The 12510-nt window shown below is 37.8% G+C and carries 9 protein-coding genes; all 9 read right to left on the reverse strand.

The window, feature by feature from the left end:
* Positions 1 to 143, reverse strand: a 143-nt coding sequence (locus BMW37_RS16080; protein WP_425441806.1) for a VasL domain-containing protein, incomplete at its 3' end; no start/stop codon positions are given.
* A gap of 42 nt (positions 144 to 185) precedes the next feature.
* A complete protein-coding gene (locus tag BMW37_RS14370) occupies positions 186 to 1256 on the reverse strand; it encodes a type VI secretion system ImpA family N-terminal domain-containing protein (RefSeq protein ID WP_093322603.1) in 1071 nt (356 codons plus the stop codon).
* 103 nt (positions 1257 to 1359) lie between these two features.
* The gene (gene tssE / locus BMW37_RS14375) at positions 1360 to 1794 is read right to left on the reverse strand and encodes a type VI secretion system baseplate subunit TssE (protein ID WP_245711086.1); all 435 of its coding nucleotides are present in this window, start codon (positions 1792 to 1794) and stop codon (positions 1360 to 1362) included.
* Between the two features lie 66 nt (positions 1795 to 1860).
* Positions 1861 to 2445 carry a type VI secretion system lipoprotein TssJ gene (gene tssJ, locus BMW37_RS14380; protein WP_093322606.1) on the reverse strand — a complete coding sequence of 195 codons (585 nt, stop codon included), beginning with the start codon at positions 2443 to 2445 and terminating at the stop codon, positions 1861 to 1863.
* Between the two features lie 134 nt (positions 2446 to 2579).
* The gene (gene tssG, locus BMW37_RS14385) at positions 2580 to 3683 is read right to left on the reverse strand and encodes a type VI secretion system baseplate subunit TssG (RefSeq protein ID WP_093322608.1); all 1104 of its coding nucleotides are present in this window, start codon (positions 3681 to 3683) and stop codon (positions 2580 to 2582) included.
* Positions 3647 to 5413 carry a type VI secretion system baseplate subunit TssF gene (gene tssF / locus BMW37_RS14390; RefSeq protein ID WP_093322611.1) on the reverse strand — a complete coding sequence of 589 codons (1767 nt, stop codon included), beginning with the start codon at positions 5411 to 5413 and terminating at the stop codon, positions 3647 to 3649. Before tssF ends, tssG begins: the two co-directional genes overlap by 37 nt.
* Positions 5414 to 5462: 49 nt before the next feature.
* Positions 5463 to 7073 (reverse strand): type VI secretion system protein TssA, encoded by a 1611-nt coding sequence (gene tssA / locus BMW37_RS14395; protein WP_093322613.1) that lies wholly within the window; start codon positions 7071 to 7073, stop codon positions 5463 to 5465.
* A 348-nt stretch (positions 7074 to 7421) separates the two neighbouring features.
* Positions 7422 to 10973, reverse strand: coding sequence for an ImcF-related family protein (locus tag BMW37_RS14400; RefSeq protein WP_093322616.1), 3552 nt, complete (start codon positions 10971 to 10973; stop codon positions 7422 to 7424).
* 653 nt (positions 10974 to 11626) lie between these two features.
* Positions 11627 to 11890 (reverse strand): PAAR domain-containing protein, encoded by a 264-nt coding sequence (locus BMW37_RS14405; RefSeq protein WP_093322618.1) that lies wholly within the window; start codon positions 11888 to 11890, stop codon positions 11627 to 11629.
* Between the last annotated feature and the right edge of the window lie 620 nt (positions 11891 to 12510).

A 12510-nucleotide genomic window follows, 5' to 3' on the forward strand; every position in this document is an offset into this window, starting at 1 on the left:
CCTGTTAGGTATTTCCCTTTTTTAGTATCAAGTTCATTCAATTTATTTGCTAAATCTTGCAATTGAAGCTGTGCATGATAATATCCATTCAGTTCTGAAAGACTTACGGCATTCTCTTCACGTTCAGTTTTCCAAGTCTGCATCTGTTTTAGTACAGGTGCTATATCACCAAATATTTCCTCATTTTACCTAAGCAGAGTATCACCTTGTTGCAATAGCCATAAAGGGGAAGCCTGGTTGAGTTTTGTTAAATATACTTCACTTTGACTAAAGTGCTGTTTTTGGATGTTAGCGAGTATCATTTCACGTTTTTCTAAAGGCAATATAGCCATAAGTTCAAGTTGTTCAGATGTCAGCTTGCTTGAGGGCAATGTACTTGAATTCAAAATTGCTGTTTTAAGTGGTAACAGCTGATATGCGTTCCAATATGGTTTTGCTAATGTCAATCCATAGCCTCCGATCAAGATACCCATAATAAATGTCAAGATAGGGGTTCTCATACGGGAAAAAAAACCTGGTTTTAATTCAGGTTTTGAAGGTTCAATTATTTGTACATTATCAGGAACGATTACATTCAACGTAGGGCTGAATAAAAGTTCATCATCCGTTTTTGCAATATATACAAGTTGTTCATTAACTGAATCAGTTGATGTAGGATTTGTTATTGCACTATTTTGATCATTTGATGTGGGTGTAGTACCTGATGAATAAGTTTGTTGTAACTCAGTACCATCAATCTGCTCAAGTCTCTTCGCGACGTTATGCATAAAAAGACGTAAGCTATCAAGTTTACTAAGATGTTTTAACTCTAAACGTTCTAATGTTTCACAGAGTTCAGCTAATAATGCCTCTAAACGATAAACAACAGCGATATCTGCATAATAAATGGCGAGTGTACGTAATACTTGATGTAATCTTTCTGCGAGCCAAGCTAAAATTTCAACTCGAGCGTGAGTAGGTTGAGGCCATAATACACTCCACTGCTGGCTACTAAGCCGTACAATGATAGCTAAACCTTCTTCTAATCCGATTAAACCTAAATTTTCAGTTCTGGCTAAGGTATAGTAAGCCGCGGTTTGTAATTCAACGCCATGCTGACGAAATAGTGTGAGCGAAAGCTGCTCTACTTTTCCCCAATTAATATCAGGTCTGGCTGGGTGGGTTAGCTTTTGGATTTCATCACGCAATTGAATAAATTCAGTACGTTGGCGAGGATCGCTACCCGTGCGAATTTCAATAGCAGAATTTAGTTTCATATTGACTGTCCTTGGAGTAAATCAGGTAAAAAAGGCTAATATAAGATGGAAATTGAATCTCTTTTAATGACTATATACTGGAATTTGGTATATATATTCTACTTTACCAGGTATCATCTATGCGGCCTTGTTGCTTTAAATGCCTTAGAACTACACGGCCCTCAGGTGTAAAATCTGATTGGTAATCAACACGTCCGACTTGATCAATTTCTAATATCATTGAATAGCTTAAATGTCCAATTGCATCTGAAGGTAATAAATGCACTTCTATCCCTCTTAATCTTGGTTCATAACGCACAATTGCACGTGTAATATTCTCAATTAATTGATGTGCGCTAGCGGGTAAACCTTGTAAGACATGACTAAAATCTGGCAATCCATACTCACTTAAATGTGTAATGGCGCCGCGTCTAGTATTTAAAATACGTTGAATATTATCCATAACCGATAAAATAATTTGGTCTTTCTGATTAACTTGCTCAATTGGTAATTCATCACTAAAATTGAGTGTTAACATTTCATATAATGAAGGATTCACAACTTATACTCCTGTCTTAATTTTAAGTTTTACCTGGTTTTATTATTCAAAATTCATTCTGTTCTTTTATTTAGCAGTTGGTTTAACCACAAAATCTAGGTAATTTGAATGTATTTCAATTCCCGTAGCTTTGTCTGCATCTAATGCACTGCGTTCAATCACTAATCGCCAATTGTCCAATGCTAAATCAGGTGTTCTAAATAATCCGATAATAGCTACATATTGAGTCGATTCTTCCATTGCTTGTGTGACCGATGCATTCGCACCTGGTCGAATAGTCAATTCACGACGTGCAAGCATATCTTGTGCCAAGACCTGACTATCATTAGTTAATAATGTTTGGTAATCTGACTGGTCAAATGTTTTGCGATCTTTTAATTGATAAACTCGCAATACCATGGAAAGTGCGTGCTGATTATCATCCTGGTTGATATCGCTTCTGGGAACAATATCTAAACGAAGGGTTTTAACTGTTTTGTAGAAAATACTCTGAGCCAACTCATTTGATCCTTCTTTGATAGATTGAGTTAGTCCACAGGCTGTGGCGCAGAAAACAGCTACAATCATGATGAAAAATTTATATATTTTAATGCGTTTTTTGCTACAAAAATAATTGGAGAGTCTTTGAGAATGGTTAAAATGAAATAACATAGTGGCTTTGCCCTGTTTTCTAAATAGGTGGTTTGGTTAATGTAATGCGTCTATTAAATTAAATTCAATTTAATAAACACTATTTTTGATTAAACGCGATAGGCTAATATTGATATAACGATATTGATAGTTCATTAAGATGGTAGCCCTGCATAACGCCCAAGTGTTACGGTTATGAGCTTTAGATCAGTTTCGACATTGCTTGTAACTAAATCATCGTTGCTAGGTAATTCATCCAACTGCCCTTTCCACCCTAAAATCCCAGTACGACCAAGTTGTGCACGATGTTGCCCAATTTGTGCAGCTGGTAAAATGCGTTTAGGGACAGTCAATACAAGCCTCACTGTACATCTATACCCTAGATAACCGCGCATAAGCAATAATAAATCCTGATAGATCTGTCCATCAGGTAACCAACCTATTGCTTCACGAGGATCTTCAGTAATTAATTCTAGTTTTAATTCACTATTGCAATCCACTCCCGTTTTACCGAGCACTGCACGTGAAGCAAGATTAACTGAAGCACCACGTTTTAATTGAACAGGCTCATCTAATACAATACGAACAGGGTAATGGGGGGTAATCCGAGTGGCTGTATTAGGCGCCAATAATTTGACTAATGCATGAAGCCCTTCAGCGGTACGAGTTGGAAGACGCATAGGACCAAGTAAGGCTAAATAACGTGATAGTGGTGTGCCTAAACGAGAAGCTGATCCATCAATCCCTAAGCCAATTAATCCTAGCAAGCATTGCGAAGTCGCATCTTCCCCTCCATGTTCAAATGTAGCTGGATAGTTATACTTTTTCCAAATACGGTAATAATGTGTTGTTATTCGATGATTAAATATATCTAAAAAACCCTTAACCGCGTCTGTTCCCTCACGCCCTTGGGCAATGTCATCGACATAATTAGTTGGCAAGGGAGAATCCACTCCGTATAAACCTAAGAATGTTGTCATTACGCTTGGGGCTTGTTCTGGAAAGTATTCATCAACAGTAATTGATTTAAGTTCGCTAGCTGGGAATCCCATGCCAGGATGTGGACGAAATCGTAATACATCTGCCTTAGGTGTTTGATTTTCTCCTAAACGTGTATTCGTACGATGCTCAATCCACTGACAAAACCGAAAAAAATTAATTTTAGGCAGTTGTTTAGCGAGTTCTGGCGTTAACCATTCATTATTCTGGCCTGATTCTTTATCTATCCCGGAATATGCTGACTGTGATTTTCGTTCCATGTATGCTGTTTCCCTGTCGGAATAATTTGTATAGTAAGTTGATTAAACAGATGTACGTCAGCGTAAAGTGCAAAAAAAAGATTCAAAAGTTCACCAAATAACAGAATATCGCCTTCACCTGTAAATCCTTTTTGGTCGATCGTGACCGTAATTGAAACTCCTCTCATCAAAAAGCCACGTTCAAAACGTTGAATCAGTTTATGTTTAACATCGACAATACTCTCTAAACGTCTTTGATTGAGTTCATCTTCAGTCCAATCATACAATGCCAGCGTTCCTCTCAATACTTCTGGATTATCCATCATGCTTAAAAAATTCGTACCAAGGTGACTAAGTAGTCTCCAGTGGAAGCGATCATTTGCAGGCGGGTAACAAGGTAAAGTTGGTGCAGTGAGATGATTTAATGTAATCGGTATCGGTGGTTGATGAGGCATTCTTGTAAAACGGGCGCCTCGCAAAGCTTTTCGAGGTAATTGACCATTTGTACAGGTAATATTTAGTGAAAGTGTCTCTTCCTTGTCAAAACGATCTTGCTCATGTCCATCTCCCCCTAAAATCAACCATGTATCATGTAAACCTGAGACGCCGCGACGCATACGGGTGTGAAAATAGCGTTCAGGCGCATCTTGCCTAAGCATCCCCCCACGATGTCTAAAACTGGTAAATGGTACATATTCGCTTCCCTCTGCTCGTTTTGAAGATGCAACTCTGTCTACCGAATAAATCTCAGTGTGTCCATCTTGAAGTCGTAGTGGCCTTAATAAATGCTCATGTTCAAAGCTAGAAAGACTCATTGGATCAGATTCAATCGTAAATAAATTAATGACTGGGCTAGCGTGAAGCTTCAAATTATCTGCATTGAGTGGAAAATCCACTGGCCACTGTTCACTTAAAACTAGATCAATCTCAAACTCTCGTGTTCCCTTACTGAGGGGAAGCTGATTGAGACCTGTTAATCCCACAAACATAAACTTGTCACGAAAAGTAAAATACTCTAATAACAATTGATATCCACTAAAAGAAGCATCACCTTTAGGCCATAATGGATCATCTGATGCAAACCCCATCGGCGTAAATTTTAACGATATTGTTCGACTCTCAGAAGTTAACTCAGGTAACCGATAATATGCCTGCTGGATATTGTGGACTAATGCAACATAAAGCGCTGAACTTATAGGGGCATCTGCATGTAAATAGAGGGGGATTGAATCTAAATCTACGGCATCCCAATCTACATCTGACGCTGTTGAGAAACGTAGCGTTAACATTGAGCGTCCATCTAATGCTTGACCTACAGTAAAACTGGCAATTTCAAAAGGACGCAATACAATTGGACGTGTAGTACGATAAATGCAGTGTGTTCGTTTTAATCCAACAGCATCCGTCTCGATTTCAAATCCTTCTGAAAGCCTCTCACTTTGTTTAAGTGTAAGCTTATCAGGGGAGAGTTGCACAATTGCCATTGACGGGACTGTTCGTAAATAATGAGGCCAGAGCAAACTGACTAATCCCTCTGTTAACTCAGGAAGATCATCATCTAACTTTTCGCGTAATCGCCCCATTAAAAAAGCAAAGCCTTCAAATAATCGTTCAACATAGGGGTCTCGATCGCCCACTCTATCGAGGTTTAAAAGCGCTGCGCGATCAGGAAATGCTTCGGCGAATTCTTTTCCTGCTTCTCGTAAATAACGCATCTCAGCTTCATAGTAACGTAAGGTTTGATTATCCATTTTATTAACTCAAAAAATTAGTGAAATTGTTCATGACAGTGAGTGTTGACTAACCGCAAAGTACTGATGCGCGTACAGGATCGATTCGAATTAACGCAGCTAGTAACGGCTCAGTACGTTGCTGAAAAAGGGTTTTGTCTGTATCTCGTGAATGTTTACTGCGCAATAATTTTAATAATCTCGCATACACTTCAAATAATAAATCGGGTTCCCATTCAGCCAAATCAAAATGTGCCGTTGTCTTATTTGGATTTTCGCCTATCAGTTGTAATAAAAGATGGATTGCCATCTCTTGCTTACCATACTGTTCGGCAATGCGTGCCATTAATAAGCGTTGCAAAAAACGACTTTTTGCACTGTATACACCAGGAATTTGGCTAATCCAACGCAATGCTGAGTCGACATTTTCAGTATCTGCCAGATGTATTGCTTCATTCTCTAACGCGAGAATATCCCTAGCGTCATTGTCTGTTACTGTTTGAGTCGGTAAGTCAACGGTCATGGGTTCAATTAATTTTGCAAGCCATGTCTGCGTCACATCATCCGCAAAAGGTGTGCCATCTTGAAAGGCAAACGTGTCCAATGTTGGCAATCGTTCGAGCAGACTGACTACATCACGATTTAAAACGACTAACCAGTCATCGTAGGGACTTGAAAGTTTTTGTAGTGCCTGCGCACTGTACCACTGTAAATCTAGCCAGAAATGATTCACACCTTCAGTAAAAATAAGCTCCACTTGTTCTAAAAGCTCTAACCAATGTTGATTGAGGTACAGCCGTTTAAGTTTTTGCCGTAATTCTTGTCTTGGGGAGTTTAACTTCGTGCGGCCAAGTGCATCAACTTGTGGTAATTGATGTACTGTATCCCAACGCACGACTCGGATTAATCTAGCGCTTGCGAGCCAACCTTGCGGTTGTTCTCGTAAATACCTAGCAAGTGCTTTGGTTTGTTCTAATAAATCTCTCCCTGATTGCACCGTTTTCACTTCTGGCGGTGTATTATTATTCCCACTATTAAAAACAGTGGCTTTTACGCTTTGACTGCCCGCATTTTGCGGCACCGTTGCATCTAATCCACCCGCTTGTACTAAGCGGTTTTCCATCGCAGCAATTAGTCCATTAAGTTCAGGCTGGTTATCCGCTTGCCAATTGGAAAACTGCTTTGCGAGATAATAAAGTGAAGCAATCGCATCACTAAAATCCTGTTTATCGACTTCAGGATAGAGAGATAAACTCCCAAGAACTTTGGGGCTACTCAACCATTGGATGGCAGATACTCTTGTTGCAGGGCGACTCGGTAAGAGTTTCTCACCAAATTGAAACACCAACCCTGCAAGTAATGATAATCCTTCTGCTAATCCCTTCTCTCCATCTTGATGAAGCCTAGCCCAAATATAATAACTAGCAACACGCACATCTTTACATTGTTCCGTTAATAAAGTTTCACAGAGTGTTAAAACAAGACTGATATCAGCACCCGACAGTTTATTTACTTCTTCACGTAATGCTTGGAACGCATCATCATAATTGGGATCATCGCCAACTGGGGCATCGGGTCGAATAGGCAATAACCAACGTTCCCAAAGGGTAATTTGGGTTTCAGCATGGAGTAATGCACGACTATCTTCGTTGAAACATTGAGTCATTAGGGTATTTAACATATTGTGTCCATTTATTATTCTGATATCAAATTAAAGTACTACTTAGCGAATCTGGTGAATAACCACCCTTCAATCAGACTTACACTTTGATTTATAAGTATTTTTTGCTGTATCTATTGGAAAGTCTAAGCTAGTAAAATTAAAATTATTGGTAAGCGGATATGCAACAATTTCCTTGATGCATTCTTTTTATTTGGTTAAGCACAATTTGAATTCAGCTCCGGTGCAATCATTTCGGCTATGAATTCGCTTATCCGAATTTCACAGTAAAACACTGTTAATAGGATTATCATCGAATTCACTTGGCAATTTCTGTGTATTTTTTAAATCATATATAGAGTTAACATCTTAATCTGATGGTTCCTCATCACCTTGCCAAGCCTGTGGAATGTCACCATAGTTATAGACTGTACGCTTTCCATTTGTGAGCGCTTCGTCTACTGAAGAAACAGTGTTCAATTCACCATTTCCCGTTAAGAAAATACGTTTAGGTAACTTAAAATCTTGTAGTAATAATAAGGCTAAAGGACCACTATCGAGTTGGGTGCGTAAAATATATATCAAACTCGGACCATTTTTTTGATTAAACGTAAGCTGATAAGTGCTGCTATCAAGTTGTTTGACTTTAGCTTGTCGTAATAAGCGAATAAATCCCCATGGTCCTGGATGTTCCGCATAAATACGCATGCCGCCTTCTTCTTGGCTCCAATTTAAACGCGCTCCTGTTGTAAGTAAATTTCCGGGCCACGTGAATGGTTGCCAACTCTCCACTTGATTAAAATAACGCAGATGTTGTCCATCCACTAGTAGTTGGGTCTCTGACACACCGTTACTAGGTCTTGCTAATAATTCAAAGCGTATGGATGCGTCACCTGTCAGATACATAATTTCCGCAATATCTGCAAGCTGATTGATTGCATTAATAAAATCAGGATCAAATGACATACCTTGGGTATTGAGTACATTAGGTACCCAGCGGTTGCCCTCTTTTTGCATTACCCCTGCTAGTTGGCGACTAAAAAATTGGTCTAACCGGCCACTATCTGGTCGTATAAACTGCCCTAACAGAGGAAGAGAGGTATCATTGCTACTATTTGTGAAAGGAAATCTTCCCTGAAATGCTCTGTTCCATTCATCAACAACTGACTGCTGCCATTGTGTATTTAAACTTTCTGTTGTTGGAGTCAGCACTTGTTGCCAAGATTGCTCTAGAGGCTGCACAAACAAGGACTGTCCCAATCCACTCCACTGAGCACCTAATGTTTCTGCCATTAATCGACCATAATCGCGAGTATCACTTAAATCGACAGAGGTGCCCTGAAATACAGTTTGTGCCAGCGCACGCATCATCGCATCAGGGTTTGGGGCATTGGCTGCTTGTTGCAACTTTAGTCTTAGGCGAGTAATTCGCGTAATATACGCCTGTAAACTAAGTTCATTATTGCCTGCTTGCGTAGACATCAAATTCAATAATGGTGTAAAGGTCGCCGCCATCGCATCTTGTTGATTAAGCTCCTCTTCAGTTTCAATTCTTGGACCGCGGTCTTCAGTTTTAAACACATTTTGTGCTGAGCTGAGTAATGAGTCTCCTAAACCGACTGTTTTTATCCCTGCTTGGCTGTGAAATGAAATGGTATTAAATAACGCAATCAATGGTGATTGCCGAGAATCCGCTAACAAAGTGAGTTGATCAATCGAATCTGATAAACTGCTTGCATCGCGCCAGCGTAATCGATTCAAAAATTGTAACCATGCACTGCTATAATCAATAAAGTAACGCTCAGTTAGACGTGCAGCAAGTGCTTCTGGCGTATCTGTCGATTGTATACTGTCTGGATTATCACTCAGCACCCAGTCAATTTCCTCTCGCCTTGCATTAGCAGCTTGTTCAATCGCTTTTTGAATTTGTTCTTCGTAAGCTTGACGAGTAAACATCCCAGGAATAGCACCAAATTCACCCTCTTCAACTTGCAAAGAAAATAATGCGCTGTAATCCGTATCACCAACCATTTGATCAAGCGTTAACTCTGAATAATTCCGAGATGCATTACGCAAAATAGCTTGGTAAAGATTTGTCTCACCATTACTTATCCCAATTTGGCGTAATAATGCCGTCCGAACGCTTGCAACAAGGTCATCATCTCGTTTAATCGCCCAATTAGGATGCTGATGTAAATGATCAGCAAAAAATCCTAATAATTTATAACCTGTTGATTGCCAGATGACTTCACTGATCTCTGATTGTTGCTGCCAATGATGAGTCAAATTATGCTGCAAAAAATTAGCATCTGTTTTTGAGGGTTGAGTCAACATTAGATAGGTTTTGAGTGCATTATAACTTACTTGTTGCTGCTGGGTTCGTTTTGGGCTGTTAGGTGGTAAGGCTAACCAAGCCTGTAAGTGCTGACGCAGGTTATCTTCACTTCCTTTTTGTAGAAAAGGCAACACAGAATATTCATAATGTTCCCAAAGGCGGTTTAATAGCTGTTCATGCCGATTAAGACCGAACCGAGAAAAAAGAGGCAAACCTGTTTGAAGTTGATGATTTAAGCGTTCAATATCTTGTTGTAATGTCAACTGTTCAGATAGCTTTGTTTCTGAAGTTACATTAATCATTGATAAGGTTTGCATACGCTCATCAATGGATGTGATAGTTTGCCTATTAGACATAAAAGACATCAGAGAACCAGCACTCCAACTGAGTAATAGGGCTAAGAATGTGAGTTGGCTGATATAAACCCAATTAAAACCTAAGGCGGCTGCTTCATCATCAGTAGTATCAATGATACCTTGCCATGTGAGATCAGGTACCCAACTATTTTTAGAGCGGTTAGCCATCTCCATCAAATCACTACTTTGACTATTTTTTGAATAGCGGTTAATTGAAAATAACACACCTTTTAAATAAATGCTTCGACTCCTATTGAACATTGACGCAAATGAGTTACTAAATAATTCCGAATCCTCTTTAATAAGCTGATTTGCAATAGATATCCAAATATTTAGCATAGGTTTAGGATTTGGACTTAGATTAGGATTAGGATTAGGATTAGGATTAGAATCAACTTGATTAACATTAACTTGCTTAGCAATGGCAGATTGCATCCCTAATGATGTTAGCGGTATAACCAGTGAATTTAATTGATTCTTTATCATTTTATTGGTCGGATGTTTTGGTAAAATTATCCCGACTGTGTGATCCCATCTATTTTGAAAGCCACGATCTTGCTCATACAATGCAATAGTATAAAGTGGGGCTCGCCATCTGAGTGAAATTTCTCTTTTAATAAGATGCATCACAACCTGATTAACAGCATGAGTTTGCTTAAGCACGGAGGCAGATGCCAACCAGACAATAGCATCAAATGGCTTAACGTGGAATTGTTCAAAAAACATCAGAGTTGTATTGTCGATTGGTGCCAATGCTTCACCTCCCCAAACAATCAACACTCCATTATGCTCTTGCCATCCCTCTTCAATAAGATGAGGTAATTGATGGTTTACTTCTTCACTTTGGCCTATTACACAATAAATTTTAATTCGATTACGCCAAAAACGTCCGTAATGTTGGAAAAGATAATTATGCACAATATCAATCATTTTATTATCGTCACTACTTTTAATACTCACTTCACCATGAACATTATTTGGCTCGAATTTATCGGAAGTATCCCGACCAAAATTGTAAAACATTTTTTTTATCATCTCGAATAATAAGTAAACTAGCGTTAATATCCCACTGGCTATTAGAACAAAGTGATGTTTCGTTATAGGTAATGTGAACGTATAATACTTTTGGATAAAGAAGAGGAGTATCCAAATTGCTGCCACTAAGGCAAGAAACATTGCAACACAACGAATCAGTAATGGTGTTCGTTTAAATAAACTGACAAACTTCATTGAAACCCCTTTGTTTTTTTTGAACAGATACGTATAAGATAATGTTATTTTTCTCAATAAAAATTAATATCTAGCTTTTAACGCATAAAATTGTCAGTCAACCTTCTATGAAATTCTAAATAATAGTGATAGAGTTATTTTAAAAATAAGCTTAAATAACCCCTCGAATCGTCACTTTCGATAGTGATTTTTTAATATTTCTACATTTTCTTTCATTACCTTCCAGTATCAAAATACTAACATCAAATGCGTTATCTACCTTAAGATCAAAAGGATAGTATTCAGCACGATTGAGTACAATATGGATAGTTTTATAGGCGAGTTCAATTAATTAATGATTTTTTCCAAATTCAGCAGAGCATTAAATAATACTCATCTCGTTAATTGTATAAACTTGTGAATATGCGTATTGATAAATTGAACCTATTTTTAAACATTAATTTGTAGCTGCACACTTAAGTTTACATTTCTAAATATTTGATTTATTAGCTACTTATGCACATTTAAAATAGTACATTGAGTTTGAGAAGTATTTGTTGAATAAGTAATTATTTGAAGGTGATATTTGTATGAGAAGTAGTATTATCTATAGGTGATTAAATTTGTTCTGCCATAAAGTCTTTTTCATAATGTTCTTTTATTCAGCATTTACCTTAACCAATTGAAGAATTACTACTACTAATCACATTACAACCACAGGCAGATTTACAACCATCAACTACAATTGCTTTACCATCAGAAAACCATTCTGATGAGCCTTCAATAATTGGATTTATACCATGTCCATCTATGGGACAACTGACTAAATCACCAACTAGTGCCACAGTTACCCCTTCAAAAATCATTGTTGACGAAGCTGTTATAACTTTTCCACCGTGTGTGGTATTATCCCCAAGCCGTACGGGCTGTTTTGCCATAATATATCCTTAAAGAAATCTTATTCAATTTATTATTAAACAACAATCAGCGATATGTTTAATCCTAATCAACTAGAAATTGCTAAGCTTGAAACTAATTACTTGCAACTATTGTAAAACTAAATACATTATTATTTTACTACCCATCCAGGGTACAAGCATACATTGATTAAGGATGAAATTTAGTCATTTATTTCAATGAGTAAAGTATTTTATCCAATTAAAATCACTGCATCACCCCAAGAAAATATTTTTTAATCAATTACTTAATAATAAACTTACTCGTCCCCTTATACCCAACCGATATAAACTAGCTCAAATCACCGTAAATATTAATTCACTGATAAGCTGTTATTATTTAATAAAACTATTGCTATACAAGACATAAATTCAGCGAATTGTTGTAACGAGAGACTTTTATTCCTCTAATTACATCACATCACTTCGTGCTTGAATTTACTTAGATTGATACAAGCTATAACAGGTCTTTTAATACTACGTGCCGTTTGCTTTTATCTTTAGATGTCTGTGCATCCATCTTAGCACGCAGTGCATCACGTCTTGCTAAAATCGCAGTGCGCTCTGCTTTATTAGGGAATCGAAATGTACTTAATAAAGAT

Origin of the sequence: Thorsellia anophelis DSM 18579 (assembly GCF_900111395.1) — a bacterium.
In the GTDB taxonomy this organism is placed as follows: domain Bacteria; phylum Pseudomonadota; class Gammaproteobacteria; order Enterobacterales; family Thorselliaceae; genus Thorsellia; species Thorsellia anophelis.